21 protein-coding genes and 1 riboswitch are annotated in these 16,971 nt (G+C 53.2%); of the genes, 12 read left to right on the top strand and 9 right to left on the bottom strand.

The genetic code is table 11. The features are described from left to right. Positions 1 to 4: 4 nt before the first annotated feature. Positions 5 to 199: riboswitch (cobalamin riboswitch) on the bottom strand. Between the two features lie 16 nt (positions 200 to 215). Continuing rightward, complete coding sequence (locus tag MED297_RS11115) at positions 216 to 1,121, top strand: energy transducer TonB (protein ID WP_008044957.1); 906 nt, start codon at positions 216 to 218, stop codon at positions 1,119 to 1,121. Positions 1,122 to 1,125: 4 nt separating this feature from the next. Here the strand turns inward: MED297_RS11115 and MED297_RS11110 are convergent, their stop codons facing one another. Next, the gene (locus tag MED297_RS11110; protein WP_008044956.1) at positions 1,126 to 1,794 is read right to left on the bottom strand and encodes a hypothetical protein; all 669 of its coding nucleotides are present in this window, start codon (positions 1,792 to 1,794) and stop codon (positions 1,126 to 1,128) included. Between the two features lie 240 nt (positions 1,795 to 2,034). Between MED297_RS11110 and MED297_RS11105 the strand changes: the two genes are divergently transcribed. From MED297_RS11105 to MED297_RS11085, 5 genes are all read left to right on the top strand, one after another. Then, a complete protein-coding gene (locus MED297_RS11105; RefSeq protein ID WP_008044955.1) occupies positions 2,035 to 3,243 on the top strand; it encodes a sensor histidine kinase in 1,209 nt (402 codons plus the stop codon). A 98-nt stretch (positions 3,244 to 3,341) separates the two neighbouring features. Then, the gene (locus MED297_RS11100) at positions 3,342 to 4,133 is read left to right on the top strand and encodes an acyl-CoA thioesterase (protein ID WP_008044954.1); all 792 of its coding nucleotides are present in this window, start codon (positions 3,342 to 3,344) and stop codon (positions 4,131 to 4,133) included. Positions 4,134 to 4,157: 24 nt separating this feature from the next. After that, on the top strand, positions 4,158 to 5,003 hold the full coding sequence (locus tag MED297_RS11095; RefSeq protein ID WP_008044953.1) for an AAA family ATPase: 846 nt from the start codon (positions 4,158 to 4,160) through the stop codon (positions 5,001 to 5,003). Between the two features lie 9 nt (positions 5,004 to 5,012). After that, the gene (locus tag MED297_RS11090) at positions 5,013 to 6,182 is read left to right on the top strand and encodes a vWA domain-containing protein (protein WP_008044952.1); all 1,170 of its coding nucleotides are present in this window, start codon (positions 5,013 to 5,015) and stop codon (positions 6,180 to 6,182) included. A gap of 27 nt (positions 6,183 to 6,209) precedes the next feature. Further along, on the top strand, positions 6,210 to 6,680 hold the full coding sequence (locus MED297_RS11085) for a hotdog fold domain-containing protein (RefSeq protein WP_008044951.1): 471 nt from the start codon (positions 6,210 to 6,212) through the stop codon (positions 6,678 to 6,680). A 2-nt stretch (positions 6,681 to 6,682) separates the two neighbouring features. On the opposite strand, the gene MED297_RS21310 is transcribed toward MED297_RS11085, so the two are convergent. Both MED297_RS21310 and MED297_RS11075 read right to left on the bottom strand, forming a co-directional pair. After that, positions 6,683 to 7,162, bottom strand: coding sequence for a hypothetical protein (locus MED297_RS21310; RefSeq protein ID WP_008044950.1), 480 nt, complete (start codon positions 7,160 to 7,162; stop codon positions 6,683 to 6,685). A gap of 12 nt (positions 7,163 to 7,174) precedes the next feature. Beyond that, positions 7,175 to 8,182, bottom strand: a complete 1,008-nt coding sequence (locus MED297_RS11075; RefSeq protein ID WP_008044949.1) for an asparaginase — start codon at positions 8,180 to 8,182, stop codon at positions 7,175 to 7,177. A gap of 209 nt (positions 8,183 to 8,391) precedes the next feature. On the opposite strand from MED297_RS11075, the gene MED297_RS11070 reads away from it, so the two are divergent. Both MED297_RS11070 and MED297_RS11065 read left to right on the top strand, forming a co-directional pair. After that, positions 8,392 to 8,862 (top strand): Dps family protein, encoded by a 471-nt coding sequence (locus MED297_RS11070; RefSeq protein WP_008044948.1) that lies wholly within the window; start codon positions 8,392 to 8,394, stop codon positions 8,860 to 8,862. Positions 8,863 to 8,963: 101 nt separating this feature from the next. Further along, positions 8,964 to 9,314 carry a DUF3147 family protein gene (locus MED297_RS11065; RefSeq protein WP_008044944.1) on the top strand — a complete coding sequence of 117 codons (351 nt, stop codon included), beginning with the start codon at positions 8,964 to 8,966 and terminating at the stop codon, positions 9,312 to 9,314. Positions 9,315 to 9,319: 5 nt separating this feature from the next. Here the strand turns inward: MED297_RS11065 and MED297_RS11060 are convergent, their stop codons facing one another. The 4 genes from MED297_RS11060 to MED297_RS11045 form a co-directional block, all read right to left on the bottom strand. Then, complete coding sequence (locus MED297_RS11060; protein WP_008044938.1) at positions 9,320 to 9,952, bottom strand: YgjV family protein; 633 nt, start codon at positions 9,950 to 9,952, stop codon at positions 9,320 to 9,322. Between the two features lie 47 nt (positions 9,953 to 9,999). Next, the gene (locus MED297_RS11055; protein WP_008044930.1) at positions 10,000 to 10,467 is read right to left on the bottom strand and encodes a GNAT family N-acetyltransferase; all 468 of its coding nucleotides are present in this window, start codon (positions 10,465 to 10,467) and stop codon (positions 10,000 to 10,002) included. Next, positions 10,464 to 10,994, bottom strand: a complete 531-nt coding sequence (locus MED297_RS11050; RefSeq protein WP_040557003.1) for a GNAT family N-acetyltransferase — start codon at positions 10,992 to 10,994, stop codon at positions 10,464 to 10,466. Before MED297_RS11050 ends, MED297_RS11055 begins: the two co-directional genes overlap by 4 nt. A 135-nt stretch (positions 10,995 to 11,129) precedes the next feature. Next, positions 11,130 to 12,113, bottom strand: a complete 984-nt coding sequence (locus MED297_RS11045; protein WP_008044928.1) for an LLM class flavin-dependent oxidoreductase — start codon at positions 12,111 to 12,113, stop codon at positions 11,130 to 11,132. A gap of 462 nt (positions 12,114 to 12,575) precedes the next feature. On the opposite strand from MED297_RS11045, the gene MED297_RS11040 reads away from it, so the two are divergent. From MED297_RS11040 to MED297_RS11025, 4 genes are read left to right on the top strand one after another with little or no spacing between them, the layout of a single operon-like run. Continuing rightward, positions 12,576 to 13,088, top strand: coding sequence for a hypothetical protein (locus MED297_RS11040; protein WP_040557001.1), 513 nt, complete (start codon positions 12,576 to 12,578; stop codon positions 13,086 to 13,088). Between the two features lie 59 nt (positions 13,089 to 13,147). Continuing rightward, the gene (locus tag MED297_RS11035) at positions 13,148 to 13,447 is read left to right on the top strand and encodes a hypothetical protein (protein WP_008044923.1); all 300 of its coding nucleotides are present in this window, start codon (positions 13,148 to 13,150) and stop codon (positions 13,445 to 13,447) included. A 28-nt stretch (positions 13,448 to 13,475) separates the two neighbouring features. Beyond that, positions 13,476 to 14,123, top strand: a complete 648-nt coding sequence (locus tag MED297_RS11030; protein ID WP_008044920.1) for an RNA polymerase sigma factor — start codon at positions 13,476 to 13,478, stop codon at positions 14,121 to 14,123. Next, positions 14,116 to 14,508: a VOC family protein gene (locus tag MED297_RS11025; RefSeq protein WP_008044913.1), complete on the top strand. Its 393-nt coding sequence runs from the start codon at positions 14,116 to 14,118 to the stop codon at positions 14,506 to 14,508. The genes MED297_RS11030 and MED297_RS11025 overlap by 8 nt, the downstream gene beginning before the upstream one ends. A gap of 207 nt (positions 14,509 to 14,715) precedes the next feature. Here MED297_RS11025 and MED297_RS11020 read toward each other — a convergent pair whose 3' ends face one another. Continuing rightward, positions 14,716 to 15,228, bottom strand: coding sequence for a hypothetical protein (locus tag MED297_RS11020; RefSeq protein ID WP_008044912.1), 513 nt, complete (start codon positions 15,226 to 15,228; stop codon positions 14,716 to 14,718). An 84-nt stretch (positions 15,229 to 15,312) separates the two neighbouring features. Further along, complete coding sequence (locus MED297_RS11015; RefSeq protein WP_008044911.1) at positions 15,313 to 16,953, bottom strand: methyl-accepting chemotaxis protein; 1,641 nt, start codon at positions 16,951 to 16,953, stop codon at positions 15,313 to 15,315. Between the last annotated feature and the right edge of the window lie 18 nt (positions 16,954 to 16,971).

The following is a 16,971-nucleotide window of genomic DNA, read 5'->3' as shown; positions in this document are numbered from 1 at the left end:
ACCGTACCCAAAGACTGATCAGGCCGGTATCCGGACTTGGCAGAGCCAGCAGATCGCTGTCCAACGCGGGCGCCTTCCCGATTTCTCAGTGGCATCAGCCCGGTGGATGGTTTACTCTCCCTTACCGTTGCGGGGGCAGTACTGGATTCGCACCAGTTTCCCGTTTAAACGAAAGGTCACCTGATTTTTGCAGCGATTATAGAGTGTGTCAGCGATTGGTCAACCACGAACAATCAAACCGTTTCCCGGCCCTGGCCATTTTTCTCTTGCTGTCTTTGCTGGGTCATTTGTGGCTGATGATGCTGTGGACGCCGTTGCCAGCAGAACCGACAATGCCGGCCGCTTCGTCGACATCCGTCAGTCTGTCAATTCGGGCCGGCAAAAAATTACCTGCTATTCCAGAACCTGTACCAGCGGAATCTCTGCCGGCAGCAGAACCAGTACCAGAACCTGTATCTGCGCCACCTGAATCGCCGGTCACCGAGTTGCCTGCTGATGTTGTTGAACCATCAGAACCCCTCACACCGGAAATCGCTCCAGCGCCGCAAACGAAGACCGAGCCGGTTGTCACCGCAATGCAATCCGAAGTTGCCATCAGCGACGCAGAGGATGAGCAATCAATGGAGTCTTCGCCTTCAACGACGCCAGACAACGTTGCGGAATCGCACAAAGCAGAGACAGAGACTTCAACGCCGACAGTGCCAGAAGCTTTGGAACCGGATACCCCTTCAGAATCCTCTACGCCGGCTGTTGATGAAACCACTGGTGCGGCAACGACGTCATCCGAGGCTGAACCATCCGATGATCTCGTCTCGGCCAAAGGGTTTTCTGATCCAACAATTATGCCGGCAACGCTCACGCCTGCGCGTTATGCCGGCCCGACTCCTCGGGTCATTACACCGCCCGACGCATTGCGTCGGCGATTACGCGGGACCGTGGTTCTGGGGGGATTTGTCGATGCTGAAGGCAAACTCAATCAGGTTCGTATCCTGGAATCCTCAGGACACGAGCTGTTAGATGAGGCGGCCAGCGAACAAGCGCCGCAATGGCAGTATCAGCCGGCGCGGAATGGCACTATTGTCGAAGGACAGTGGGTGCGCATCCCGGTAACGTTTCGCTGAGGCGTTATTCGCTGTGTTGAACGTAGTGGCGAATGCGCAGGTAATAAATCACGAAGACCGGATAGAGCAGTGCTTGCAGTAACGCATGCAGAATCAGGATCGGGTTGTGGATATCTTCAATTCCCCGGAATGGCAAACTGATCAGGAAGGCAAGCAACAGCGTGACCAGGCCGAGCAACAGCGAGCCCAGAAAAATGTTCCAGAACTGATCCGAGGTGTCTTCCCAACTGGACTTTAACGCTTCAATCGGCGACTCAACATTCAACAGAACGTTCTGTTCTGCCAGCGCTAAACGCACAGCCAGATAGATGCCTGGCAGAATGAACGCCAGCGTTCCCAGAAACACCGCTCCCAGAAACAGCGCATTAACCGCGACCAGAGAAAACCAGAAGCGTACGCCCTGCTGCCACAGCAATGATGGTGTGGGAGAGTTGCCCGCCAAACGCTGACTGACCGCCAGAATCAATGCGCCTTGATACACCGGATAAACGGTAATCCACAGCATCATTGAGGGCACTTGCTGAGTCAGGCTTTGCGGGTCGGTGACGAAGAAGCGCTGAATCAACCAGTTTGCCACTTCATAGGGCAGCAGAATCGGCAGCAAAATACCCACAAACAGCATCAGGTTTTGCCGGTAAAACTGAAGGGTATCTTTAACAAATAATAGAATCATCGCAGTAACGTCATCGAGGTCGGTCAGAAATTTGGACTGATTATGCCTAAGCTGCCGGTCGATTGGCACCGTTTACCGGGATTTGACTTCGGCAAAGGCGCTCAATGCGGTCTATGCTTAGGGTCTGTTAACACTATTTGCATCCAATCTGCCGAACTTAAAACCGTTCACAGCGCCAACAGAACGCATGCAAATAGTATTGGTCCTAGCAGCCTGTTGTGTTTGTTGAGGTAATACGCGTTGAAGATTCAGGATCTGGATGTTAAAGACCTGATCGCAGCCATCACGGGGTTGCATGGCATTACGTTGCAGATTCATCAGGAATTTAAGCCGATTTTTGTGACCGAAGAGTATGCGCACTTTTATGGGTATGACAGTGCGCAGGCGTTCCTGGATCAGGGGTCCATCTGGGCGCAAATTCCTGACGACGTAAAAGACTTGGCCAGGGCTCGTTACCATCAGGTCATTGAGCAGGGATATGCCGACCCCATTACCGTTAAAACCCGCCGCTCCGATGGCGAAGAGGTCTGGCTGTTAGTGCAGGATCAGCGACTGCGTTATCTGGACGGGTACTGTGTCATGAGTGTGCTGGTTAACATTGATGACGAAGTACAGTTGCGTGAACGCTACGAAGCCGCTGCCCTGGAAGCCGAACGTGCGCGTAACGAGCTGGAACAACTGCAAACCCTGATGATCGAACAGGAAAAGCAAACGGCGGTTCAGCATTTGCTCAGAGGTGTTTCCCATCAGATCAATACGCCGTTGGGGAATATCCGGACCTCTGCCAGCATCATCGGCACGCAGGTAAGGGAGCTGCTCGGCGCATTGCAGGCCGGCACATTGCGCCAGAGTCAGTTAGCCGACAACCTGAATACCATTCAGCAGGCCGCCGTTCTGTCGGATCGATGTGTTGATCAGGCCGATCGGTTGATCCGCAACGTCAAATACATGGTGGCCGACGAAGATGAGACTGACCAGAGCGTGTCTGCATTGGCCCGTTTGCTTAAGGATTCAGTATCGTTGTTTCTGTCGGATGCCGAGTTTGACGATGTGAAACTGCAGGTGGCCATTGATGAGGCGGTGTTAACCGAGGCCAATCCGAATGTCTGGATGCAGATCATGTCGGTGCTGACCGAAAATGCATTAGTTCACGGCTTTACAGAACCGGATCAGACCAATCGGCAGATTGAGTTACGCCTAACCTGGGAAGGCGACAGCGCTGTCCTGACCTTTGCGGACAATGGTGTGGGCATTCCTACGGCGTTGCGCGATCGGGTGTTTGAACCCTTTACGTCCTCGAAAATCGGTCGCTACTCCGGCGTGGGTTTGGCTTTGGTTCACAGCTTGGTCACCCGCCGTTTAAACGGCACCATTCGGGTTGTTGACTCCCCATCTGCTCAAGGAACCGCCCTCGAAATGCGTCTGCCGTTTCCCGTCGTCCGAATGTAGCCGGTCACCCCGACGAATGCAGAAAAACATGACAAAGGCTTCCATTCAAACGACCGTTTGAATAGGCTACCGGTCGGATCTTCAGGAAAGCAAACCGCATGACTCAGATAGACGAACTTCTCAGCGTGGCGCGCCAGGGCCGTGAACTGGTCATCCCTGAAAGCTGGGGTCAGGGCCGTACAGTGTTCGGTGGCTTGTCCGGTGCCCTGATGTTGCAGGCAATGACGTCAGAGCTGCTTGATGCCCGGGATTTACGGGTGATGACCACTCAGTTTATCGGCCCTTTGAACACCGACGAGCCATTTACCATCGAGGTTGAACATCTGCGTGATGGCAAAAACGTGACACAGATGCAGGCCCGGTTATGTCAGTGCGGCCAGGTCTCGGTGCAGGCGATGGCGGCGTTCGGGCAGGAACGAGCGTCTAAAATCAACGTTCGACAGCCTCCCGCTGAGCGAGCACCGGTGCCGGAGAAAGCAAACTGGGTACCCCAGATTCCCAAGGTCACGCCCAAGTTTCACCGTTACATCGATCTGAAAATTGACGAAGGCGGTATGCCCTTTACCGGTCGGAAGACCAGCCACTATCGAGGTTGGATGCGCCTGAGCGAGGCACCGGCGACCTTTACCGATGCACACCTGATGGCATTGATCGACGTCTGGCCGCCGACGGTGTTGCAGCTGTTGCGCTGGCCCGCACCGGCCAGCACACTGAGTTGGAACGTAGAGTTTGTGCATCCGCATCCGCCGATTCGAGGCACCGACTGGATTGGCTATGACGTAGACACCGTTCAGGCCGCCGATGGCTATGGCCATACCGAAGCAAAAATTTACGCACAAGACGGGACACTGCTGGCCCTTTCGCGCCAGCTGGTGACGGTCTTTGGTTAATCAGACAGAACAGGCAGAGTGACAATGGCTTTTAAAGGTACGGAAAACTACATTGCATCCGAAGAACTTCAGTTGGCGGTCAATGCCGCGGTTCAGCTGCAACGTCCGCTGCTGGTGAAAGGTGAGCCCGGCACCGGTAAAACGCAGTTGGCGGAAGAGATTGCGCAGGCGATGGACGCCCCGTTGATTCAGTGGCACATCAAGTCCACCACGAAAGCGCAGCAAGGTCTTTACGAGTACGATGCGGTCAGCCGCCTGCGGGACAGTCAGTTGGGTGATGATCGGGTTCACGATATCGGCAACTACATTAAACGCGGAAAACTCTGGGAAGCGTTCGCGTCGGAAAAACGCGCGGTGTTGTTGATTGATGAAATCGACAAAGCCGATATTGAGTTTCCGAACGACCTGCTGGTGGAGCTCGACCGCATGGAGTTTCACGTGTACGAAACCGGGGAAACCATTCGCGCGGAAAACCGACCCATTGTCATCATTACCTCGAACAACGAAAAAGAGCTGCCCGACGCCTTTCTGCGCCGCTGCTTTTTCCACTACATTAACTTCCCGGATTATGACACCCTGAAGGCCATTGTCGACGTGCATCACCCCGGTGTGCAAACCGAACTGGTGCGCAACGCGCTGGAAATTTTCTTTGATATCCGCGAAGTACGCGGCCTGAAAAAACGGCCTTCCACGTCGGAACTGATTGACTGGTTAAAGCTGTTGGTCAGCGACGAACTGTCGGCCGATCAGCTGCGCGACGGCGAGTTCAAACAGGCGTTGCCACCGCTGTTTGGCGCCTTGATTAAAAACGAACAGGACGTGCATCTGCTCGAGCGGCTGGCGTTTATGTCTCGTCGAAAAGACGGGTAAGGTTGAACCATGCTGGTTCAGTTTTTTCAACATCTCAAGAATGCCCACGTCAATGTCACCTTGACCGAGTGGCTGGATCTGATCGACGTGTTGTCACGTGATTTGACCGCCCCAACGGTGGATGATTTTTATCAGCTGTCGCGTCTGTGCCTGGTGAAAGACGAAAGTCAGTACGACCGGTTTGATCGCGCGTTTGCTTCGTTTTTTGACGGGGTCCGCGCTCTGCCAGACCCGATTCCAACCGATCTGCCAGATGACTGGCTGAATAACCCCTTGTGGCAGCAACTGACCGAAGAAGAGAAAGCGCAGATTGAAGCCATGGGCGGTCTCGACAAACTCTTTGAAGCGCTGCGCGAACGGTTGGATGAACAACAGGAACGGCATGAAGGTGGCAGCAAATGGATCGGTACCGGCGGCACCAGCCCGTTCGGTCACGGCGGCTATAACCCGGAAGGCTTTCGCATTGGCGGGCCGGGCGGCAAAGGTCGTGCTGTCAAAGTCTGGGAAAAGCGCCAGTACAAAAACCTGGACGATCAGGTCGAAATCGGCACGCGCAACATAAAGATTGCGTTAAGAGCGTTGCGACGCTTTGCCCGTACCGGCTCCAGCGATGAGCTGGATCTCGACAGCACGATTTCATCCACTGCCCGAAATGCTGGCTTGCTCGATGTGAAAATGCGACCGGAACGTCACAACGCCGTTAAGGTGTTGTTGCTGCTCGATGTTGGCGGCTCGATGGATTATCACGTTAAAGCCAGTGAAGAGTTGTTCAGTGCCTGTAAGGCCGAGTTTAAACATCTCGAGCATTATTATTTTCATAATTTTGTGTACGACTATGTTTGGCAGGACAATCATTTAATGGCCGATTCCGTCATTCCACTGGAAGACCTGCTGCACCGCTATGGCAAAGATTACAAAGTGATTTTTGTCGGTGACGCGGCGATGTCGCCTTACGAGGTTCTGCAGCCTTACGGCAGTATCGACTTTATGAACGAACAGCCCGGCGCATTCTGGTTTCAGAAAATTCAGAACCATTTTGATCGGCTGGTTTGGTTAAACCCAACGCCACAGGATCAATGGAAGTGGGTCGACAGCATCGGCATCATCGAAAAACTGTCTGAAGAGCGCATGTTTCCATTGACGCTGGAAGGGCTTCAGGACGCGATTAACGCACTGTAAAAACCATAACGACAAAAAGAGAGCACCATGAGCCACAATAATTACCTGCTGGACATGCAGGCCAAGTTTAATCGCCTGCCGTTTGGCCAGCGCTTGTTCAGTAAAGTGTTTGCGGCCAAAGCGCCGTATTTCAAAACCATCAAGCCTTTCATCGAGACACTGGAACCGAATCGATGCTGCGTGCGCTTACCCAAACGCAAAGCCGTGCACAATCACATTGGGACGGTACACGCCATTGCCGTTTGTAACGCGTTGGAAATGGCCATGGGCGCAATGGCTGAAGCGTCCATCCCGAAACATTTGCGTTGGTTGCCCAAGGGCCTGAATGTGAATTATGTGGCGAAATCGACGACGGATCTGATCGCTGAAGCCACGGTCGATGCCGACGCCTGGCAGCCGGGCGACGTGAACGTGACGGTAAAAGCGACCGATGCGAATGGACATGTCGTGGTCGAAGGCATCATCCCATTGTGGGTGACGGAAAAACCGAAAAAGTAAGATCACGCCCTGCTAAGGAACGACTCCAGCAGGGCAATTTTTTGAGCATCGTTTTTCTGTCGTTGCTCGCGGCGATAGCCGTCCTTAATCGAAGCCCGGTAAATGGCCAAATACTGCGCAGGGCTGAGAATTCGATAACGCGCAGGTTGCGTGATAACCGTCAGGTGCTTGGGGTCAATTCCGGCGAAGTCGATCAGGTCACCGTCATGGGCAATACCGACGTCGAGTCCGTCGCGTTGAAAGATGTTTTCCTTCGCATCGATCAATGTAAACCCCAGCGATGCCATTTCAGCGCGCAGACGATCGAGATGATTCCGGTAAATTGAGTGTTCGATCAATATATCAATGTCATCGGTATCGAGTGACTGCTCGATGGCTTGCGACATGCCCAGTGAACCATAAAGAATCGGTGCGGAGTCGAACCGATCGTTCAGCCGCTGAGCGACGCTGAGAAAAGTGTACATTTTCTGTTGAAGGGTCATCGACTGCTTGTCTCAAAGCTCCACAATGTCACAGCGAATAACTCCGGTCAGCAACCCGTTCCAGTTGCGGATTTCCGGGGTACGAAAGGGCGCCATCTCGGCGTCGCTGAGCCCTTTGGTGACACCGTAGCGATCCAGTAACTCGGTCATTACCCGTTCAGCGCCGCGTTTTGCACCATCTTCACACTTCAGCGCTATAGCGATGTTCTGCCCGGGAATGGCGGCAATGTAGACGCCTTCGGCACCGACCTTTAAAAACGCCCGATCACCCAACACCGTCATCATCTCGGTGCAGTAGCGTTCAGTGCCGGCCACCATAAACGGATGATGGATCACTGCCTGGTACAGCGCACGACATGCCTGAGCGCGTTCGGGCGGCAGCGATTGCGGATCGGCAAAGCGCGCAAATCCAAGCGCCAATGCAGTTAACGGCATAGCCCAGGTTGGCGCTGAACAACCGTCCGGTGATACCGGTGCCCGGCTTAAATCGACATCGCACATTTGCTCAAAGGTTTCACGGATGGTGTGTTGAACCGGGTGATCGGCCGCAATATAACCCGCCGAGTCCACGCCCAGCAGCTGCGCTAACGCCAGCATACCGGCGTGTTTGCCAGAGCAGTTGTTATGGCGCTGGTCAGGTAATTGCCCGGCGGCGGCCAGTGCGTAGCCCGCCTCAACCCGCATGGGCCATTGTTTTCCGCACTCGTAATTCGCTTCGCTGCAGGACACCTTGTCGAGCATCGATTGTGCTGTGTTGACGTGCTCCGTTTCGCCATTATGCGACGCGCAGCAGAGCGCGAGTTCACTTTCTGAAAACCCAAACCGTTCCACACCTCCCCGTTCCACCATAGGCAGGGCTTGCAGCGCTTTAATCGCGCTGCGCGGATACACCGGTTTGTCGACATCGCCCCACTGTTCCAGCACATTGCCGTGACTGTTGATGACCACGGCAGAAATGTCATGTTGGCTTTCGGTGATGCCACCGCGGGTAACGTGGACTTGGATAGGGTCATTTAACACAACGCAGTTCCTGTAACAGAGCGTGAAAATTAGACACTGGGCTCAGCGCTACCGTGTGTGCGGCATTCTCATCTGAGCACATTAGGTTGGTTCCTCATTAGTCTACACTGATATATATCACCTCGGCAGGGACACGGGTTGATATTGTTTGAATCGGACCCACAAACTCTGTGGACACACCTTTTTGTCACGTTAACAGGAGGTACACCATGACAGACATCGATATCGGAATTAATGCCGCCGCCCGGGAAGAAATTGCCGAAGGTCTTAAGCGATTGCTGGCCGATTCCTACACCTTGTATCTGCAAACACACAACTTTCACTGGAACGTCACCGGCCCGCAGTTTCGTGAACTGCACCTGATGTTCGAAGAGCATTACACTGAACTGGCCACCGCTGTGGATGAAATTGCCGAGCGCATTCGTACGTTGGATGTGGCGGCACCCGGCACTTACAAAGCCTTTGCTGCACTGAGCTCTATTGAAGAAGTGGAAGGCGTGCCCAGCGCTGCAGAGATGGTTGACCGTCTCACACAGGGCCATGAACAGGTGGTTAAAACGTCCCGCGCTGTGTTGAAGTTGGCGCAGGATGCCGAAGACGAATCGACGGCCGCTCTGGTCTCCGATCGTATGCGCATTCACGAGAAAACCGCCTGGATGCTGCGGGCAACCCGCAAGTAAGAAATACATCGGGGCGCTAGCGCTGATGTTTAAACGTGCGCTGCCCATCGATGTAAAAGGGCGGCGTATGCGCGCTTCAACCGAGTAAGGACGCACAAACCATGGGATACTATCTGCTGAAAGTTGGTGTGACCGCGGTTTTGGTGGTGTTAATCTCGGAGATTGCGAAGCGCAGTTCTTTGATGGGCGCGATCCTCGCGTCCATTCCGCTGACCTCGGTGCTGGCAATGATTTGGTTGTACATCGATACCGGCAGCGTTCGTCAAGTCAGCGCACTGGCAAGCAGTGTGTTCTGGTTAGTCATTCCATCGCTGTCGCTGTTCATTGCCTTGCCTTTGCTGTTGCAACGCGGCATCAATTTTTATCTCAGTTTGGTCATTGCCATCAGCTTAACCGCATTGACCTACGGACTGATGGTGGTGATTCTGCGCAAGTTTGGTTTGTCGCTGTAAAGCCGTCAGGACCCCTCGCGTAAATCCAAAACCATCCGGTCATCCTGTTGCGTAAAACCCATTCTTTTCAGGTAGTCGATGTGCTGAGGCCGTTCGCTTTTTGAAATGATGGTTTTGATGTCGAGGCGACGCAACTCCGAAGTGTGGTGCGTAAACAGGTATTGAGCGGTTTTAAAATCCCGTTCCTGCGGGATGACATAATCGACCAAAACCTCAATGGTGCCGGGCTGGCCCTGAACCGACTGATAGACAAACAAGCCAACCGGTTTCATGTTGCGGAAAATGAGCATCGCCGTCGCATTTTCCATCGCCTCAATGGTCGCTTTGGGAAAGTAAATGTTCATGTCATCGCCATAGCGTTTCATCAGCAGTTGAAACAGTGGTGTATGAACCGAGGACAGCCGCACCATGTCGAAGTCGTCGCGGAACTGATACATCCTGACCAGGTAATAGATGTCCACCACCACAATCCAGCCATTCAACAGGAAGACCGGCAGCGCGCCAATCAGAAAGCCATACGCACTGAACACCGCCGCCCCCGCGAGGTTAATCCAGCGCAGACGTTTGATGTTGGACATCATCAGAGATATAGCGATTAAAACGGAACCGAGGTAGCCAAACAGTTCAAGTGGTGACATGGGTTTTCCATCCAGATATTTTTCTTAAAGTGTAGACGACATGCCGATTACTCGGTGTCCGTTTTCGAATCCATGATTCCGGGCCGACGAAACAGCAAAAACTCAGGTTCTTCACTGGTGATTTCATACCCCAACGACTGATACAGATGTAACGCCGGGGTGTTGCAGCGAAAACAGGACAGCGTGACTGTACGGGCTTCCGCATCGGCGCGGTGATGAATGGCCTGCATAATCTTTTTGCCGACACCCTGACCGCGTAACGCGGCATCAACGATGATCAAATGCAGATGCAACGCGTGGTCGTAGGGTTTGAAACACACCAGCCCCAGGCACTGATCCTCCGCCATGGCCCAGTAAAACCATTCCGCACGATACTCGTCTTTAATCCGTTGACGTTGAAAGTCATCCTTCCAACCAAAAACCGTATCGACACTGGTGTACAGACCGGACTTAATGCGCTGAAAGACGTTGTCACTGTAGGGGTCGGCAATAGGGTCGAATCGGATAGCGGTCATGGCGTGACCGCCCTTGTTTCGGATGACGCGTAACCGACGTAGTGCTTCACGAGGCGGCCGTTGACCGTGTCGGTGTTCTGATACGTCAGCCCGCATTTCTCAATGACGCGACCGGAGCGCGGGTTCGCTTGTAAGTGCTGGGCAACGATGGTCGTCAGACCAAACTCCTCAAAGCCATAACGGACCATTTCGCGGGCGGCTTCCGTCGCGATACCCTGACCCCAGAAAGGCACACCCAGCCAATAGCCGAGATTGCCACAGCCTTGATGAATCTGGGACAGGCTGACGGTGCCGATGATGGCGTCCTGCGTGTTCAGTGTAATGGCCAGAGAAATGGTTGAACCAGCCTGAAACCAAGCGTCGTGCTGTTCAATCCAGGCTTCTGCCATGCCATCGCGGTAAGGGTGCGGAATGTTGGCGGTCATGTCCGCGATGATCTTGTCGCCCGCCAGTTGCTGAACTCTGGGCGCATCGCTTAGCCGGTACGGTCTGAGCACAAGTCGTGGGGTGGTCAGTGTCGGTCTCATCAGCATTCCTTGTCTGCTTAGACGACGACAGTATCGTCAGACCGAGCGGCGTTCAAGCTAAACGCGAAAAAGGCCGGAAACGGGGTTGCCGGCTGCCAACCGAGGTTGGTCGAATCGGGCGCCGGCGGTCATTCGTTACAGTGAATTGCGCAGCTCCGCCAGTTGGGTCAGGCAATGCAAGCGAGCGTCTGGATCGTGGATTGGAATGGACACGATCAGCTCATCGATACCCGTCTGTTCAATGAACTGCGTCAGCTTCGGTTTAACTGATTCGGGCGTCCCAACCATGGCGTAACGCAGGATGTGGTTCACCATCGCCTTTTCGCTCTCGCTCCAAACGCCTTCCATCGTGTCGATGGGTGCCGGCATCGGCGTGTTCTCACCAGTACGCATCTGGCGGAACTTCTGTTGTACCGAGGTGAACAAGCGTTGGGCTTCATCGTCGGTATCGGCCAGCACCACCATCACACCGGCCATCGCATAGGGGCTTTCCTGCTGTTCAGACGGACGGAAACCATCGCGATACACCTGCATGGCCGGTATCAGATCGTCCGGCGCAAAGTGAGACGCAAACGCGTAAGGCAAGCCGAGGTAAGAAGCAAGCTCCGCGCTGTAGAGGCTGGAACCTAACAGCCACAGCGGCACATTCGTGCCCTGGCCGGGAATGGCCAGCACCGGCTGTTCCTGATCACTCAAGTACCGCTGCAGCTCGACAATGTCGTTCGGGTAACTGTCGACCGAGTCGTTCATCTGCCGCCGCAGCGCCCGGGCGGTGGTCATATCGGTTCCGGGCGCACGACCCAGCCCTAAATCCACCCGGCCAGGATACAGCTCTGCCAAGGTGCCGTACTGCTCCGCAATGACCAACGGCGAATGGTTGGGCAGCATGACCCCGCCTGAGCCGATGCGAATGCGTTGCGTATGCGCCCCGATGTGAGAGAGCAACACTGACGTCGCTGAACTCGCCACACTGCGCATACCATGGTGTTCGGCCAGCCAGTAGCGATGGTAACCGGCTTTTTCAGCCGCAATGGCCGTATTACGGGTTTGTTCCAGCGCCGACGCCAGAGAATGACCTTCGGAGATGGTGGCTAGGTCAAGAATTGAAAACGGGATCATAAAACGCGTCACCTGAGGATGTGGTTTGGATGTATGGGCGGATGGTTAAGAGTCAAGGCGTCTCTTCGGGCTTTTGGGTGGGTTTGTCTGGGTATCAGGATGAGATGTCGTATGAGTGGCAAAATATCAGTTAGTCGACATCAAAGGCTATTGCGATCTAACCTAACCGCATTCGCTGTGTGGACTCTACGCGTCACAATGTAAGAAGAAAATGCGTATGCTGCTTTTCCAAGACCTGCAAATTGACTATCTTTTCGAAAGCCCTGATGATGAGCTGTATAAGAGGATATACATAATGGCGGCCTTCTGATTTTGCCGCATCGTAAAAAAGCTGTGATTGCGGCGTAAAAAAACTTTTAGCAGCCAGTAGTGCCGACAATAGGAAATGCTCTAGCTGACATCGAACGATTTCAGGATCGTCTATCACAAGCAGGAGTTAGATCCTGGTTCCCCGAGCAACTAATGAACTTTACATCTGTATTGTTTTTTGAGTTTTCGTCACATGCATTATTGGAAAGTTCAAGGGAGAGGGGGGCTCAAGGAGCGCTATTTTCCAAGTACATTCGCCTTTCGGAAAATCAGATTCTAAGAGATGAATATGTGAGGCAAAATAGTATTGGACACTTGTTTGTAGTTTGGATTTTTTATGAGAAATATCTCAGAGATAAGTACTTTGAAATCACTGGTCGGACTGAATTCAAAATATCTAAACTATTTAAAAAGCTTATAAATGCCTTGGAGTTGGAAAATTTTGAGGTTATTTATAGTGAATTTGAAGTGATTCGAAATACTAGAAATAGTCTTCATGATGGTGGATGTTACAACCGCACGTTCTCATATTTTGAAGCTGATTTTAAAGATACTACTTATGTATTTGAGCCAGGTGAACAAGTAGTACCTCTAAGGGTAATGGATGTATGTGACGTGATGTATTCGCATTATTTGAAGTTGGAGCGACTAAAGGAATGCTCCTAACAACTATGGACTTGGGACTCGTTCCTCGCCACAGCCGTAAACGTTTATGGTTCTAAAGTATGAAAGTATCGCAAGTCTTCGATCCAAAGCCTGAACAATGGGGATTAAGAGGCGATCCTTATCTTTGGGATGAACTTAAAGAAAAGCTGGAAAATGTTGAGTTGCCTGAAAGTGAGCACGAGCTTAAGACTTTAATAGAAACTGAAATTGAGCGTTCTTTAGCAAATCCCATAACATATGAAGGTAAAATCACGATTGATCGTTTTAAACATGGAGGTATGTCTAGTGGTGGGATATCGCTAAGCTTTTGGAAAGAAACAGGCATTCCACTATTAATTAGTCGATGCTTTAAATCATAACAAGAGAAGCATCCGGGCGTATTGCTCTATGAAAACTAGCCAACACCTATCCTATTCCCAACTTCTCCAATACGCCCGCAAGGTCGCTCGGCATATTGATGAAGCGGAAGATCTTCTGCAATCCATTCTTCTTGCTGCAATCGAGCAAGGGCGTTCCGATCTGTCCTGCATTCAGAACCGTCGTTGGTTATACGGGGCCTTGAGAAAACGGGCTGCTTTCGATGCGCGCTCAGCTGTGCGGCGTCAACAACGAGAAGCGTCTGCCACTCTGACGGACGAAACCCAAGAAGAGAGCCATGAATCACCGCAAGACTTCGTTGATACGCTGCCGCGAAGCCTGAAAGCAACCGCGCAGTTGGCCTTGGCCGGGCACACAAAAGCCGAAATTGGCTGGCTCTTGCGGGTGTCAGACGCGGCACTAAGACAACGCATCGTACAAATAAAGCGGCGTTGGCGAACGTTTGATGGCCGGGATGTTTCCGGAATTTCGACGTTAAAGGGAGAGTTGGCGTTTGGGCAAATCAGGCAAGCCCTGCTGCAAATGTCGCGTCACAATGACGGCTTACTGGCCAGTCATGACCCCGATGGACATCTTTTTATGGTGAGCTCACAAAACCGCAGGTCGCGGCAACCTATAGGTGAACCCACACTCAATAAGGAAGTAAACGATGTTTAATAAGAGTAAAATCGGCGCCATTTGCTATTACATCAGCGATGTTGATAAAACCGAGCATTTTTACCGGGATGTGCTTGGGCTTGATGTTCAGCGAATGAGCGACGACGGTAATGGAGATGACTGGCTCGTCGCGACTGTCGAAAACGGCATAGAATTGCTGTTTTTCAAGCAGGAATCCCGGCCCGGGAACTCACCCATCATTGTCTTTGAGCTTCCCGAAGGCGGCATTGACGATACGGTGAATGCGCTGTCCGAAAAGGGCGCCACGATTGTGACCCCGGTAAGCCATGCACCGGGTGGATGGTCTGCCGAAATTGCCGACCCGGATAATCACCAGATATCGATGTACCAGTCGGATGAGCTTCCGCGGAGTAACGCCCAATAGGTCTGTCTTTCACGATAATGTGGAATCATGGTTGTCCCATCTTTTTAAGGAGCGGAGGTATGACAACAAAAGACCGTTCAGAGGCAGGATGCCGATTACGAGTCCCCATGGATGGGCTTACGACGTGTTTGTTGTTGTCGTACCTCTGCTCCGATACTCTTAGCGCGGAACCTGGACAGCTAAGGCGTTCAACCTGAACGCCCGACCTTACGGATACAGCCGGACAATCCCGCCCAGGCCTTCCCAATCGGTCACCATCCAAATCTCTTCAAACGGGTGGTGCTCGGGTACGGCAATGTGGTGCTGAAGCGCTTCAATCTGCGTGCGAGACCAAGCCGGATGGGCATTGCGAATTACCAACCAGACATGATCGGACTCATAAGTTTTTTCGGCCTTCTGCCGGAGGATTCGGTTTAACGCATTCAGCAAGCGGGCGTCGAAAGAGACGTGTTGTAAGTCGATCAGGGCTTTGCGCGTCTGGTCGGTCAGTTGCCGGCCGAGAATCAGCATGGCTTCTTCTTCGCTGCCGTACAGGTGGGCGATTTCCAGATCCAATCGTTCACCGTTCAGGCGACAGGAGACGTCTGGCTTTTTCGGTTCGTTGTGCCAGATGTGCCGCATTCGCTGTCCGTGTTCCTGCTCGTAATGGCGCATGAACAGCTTGGCGGCCTGGTGTTCCAGCGCGATTTTCTCTTCAACGCTGCCGTTGGTCTCAGTCATGGAAACGCCGCTATGGTTACCGTTAACTGACGGTAAGTATGGCAAGTCAGGCCGGGTGCGGCCAGCCTGACGTGTGTCGGTCGGTTAAACGCGGAAGAACTCGATGTCGCTGCGCAACTGTTCAGACAACTGTTTGAGCGTTCGCGCGGCGTCTTCATTGCCGGACATCGACTCAATCGTCTGTGTCGACATGGCGGCCACTTCTTCCATGGTTTGCGAAATGCGGTTGACGCCATCGACCTGCTCTTTGGTGGCTCGAACCACTTCCTGCGCCCGCGCTAACGAAGCCACGGCCTGTGCTTCAATGTCGCTGAGCAGTTGGGTGGCGGTTTGCGTTTCTGAACGGCCGTGCTCAACCAGTGGTTGCGTGGTCTCCATCGCGTTTACGCAGGTGGCAACTTGTGCCTGGACATCGCCAAGCATGGATTCAATTTGCTGCGTGGCCTCGCTGGTGCGCTGCGCCAGCTGTCGTACTTCGTCGGCAACAACCGCAAAGCCGCGACCGCTCTCACCGGCGCGTGCCGCTTCAATGGCGGCGTTCAATGCCAGCAGGTTAGTCTGTTCGGATATCTGATTAATGGTGCTGGTGATGCCACTGATCTTTTGGGTCTGCTCGTCGAGCTTTTTGATCTCTTCGACGGTGGTATCGACGGTATCGGAAATCGTCTCCATTTCCCGCGCCACGCCGTTGACCACCTGGCTGCCCTGTTTGGCGTAGTCAGAGGTTGTCGCGGAGTCTTCTTCATTGCGCGACGCGGCTTCAGACACTTGATTGATGCTCTCGCGCATGGTTTCCAGCGCCTGAGCGGTGGATTCGGTCTGTTCACCCTGAAGACGTGCGGCTTGCAGTACCTGGCTGGAGCCTTCAGAGACCTCGTTGGCTTGCAGCGTCAGTTTGGCGGTAGCGGCACTGATGTTGCGAACAATTTCGGTGATGCGATTGGTCATGTCGGACAGTGAATCCAACATGCTGCCGCGCTCTTGGGTGTGCAACTGAACCGTCATGTCACCCTGGGAAATGGCCTGAATGGCACGCTGCGCCTCGTACGGTTCGCCGCCGAGCGACATGCGCAGGCTGCGGGCGATGAGATAACCGACGATGATGGAAATTACGATAGCAATGGCCGTTAGGATCAACATCAGGTTTTCGAAACCACTGGTTACCTTACGCGCTTCGGGCGTCGCGACCTGATTCTGATCTTCCTGGTAGTCAATAAACTCGTTGATGGCATCGAGCCAGGCAATGAACGCTGGCCGCACGTCGTTGAGAATGAGCGTCTGCGCGTCGGCTCCGGCCTGTTTCAGGCGAATGACGTCTTCGACTAACGGCAGCGTGCGAGACTGGATGTCATCAATCTTTTGCAGTATCCCTTGTTCGGTCTGGGAAAATTCAACGCCGCGGCTGATCATGGTCTGCATGTTGTTGTCCGCTTCGGTATAGAAGCGCTCCAGATCCCGGATGACAGCAACAAACTCGGCGCGTTGCGCGGGTGAGTCGGTAATCGCCACGTCTCGAATGGCGATCGCGCGGTCATGAACACTGCCGCGGAAGTTAATCGCGTAGCGTTGTTTGACCGAGTTAATGTCAGTCATTTCGGTGAGGGTGCGATCAATAAAGTTGACCTTCTGAATGCCCTGGATGTTCAGCAAAATGAGAAAGGTCAGGGGGATGCCGAAGCCGAACAGCAGGCGCGTGCGTATGCTCAGTTTTAACAGACTATTCAAGAGAGTACTCCTACAACG

Source organism: Reinekea blandensis MED297 (assembly GCF_000153185.1).
Classification (GTDB): domain Bacteria; phylum Pseudomonadota; class Gammaproteobacteria; order Pseudomonadales; family Natronospirillaceae; genus Reinekea; species Reinekea blandensis.
Note: the sequence above shows the minus strand (reverse complement) of the source record. Positions and strands in the feature narration are given on the sequence as shown.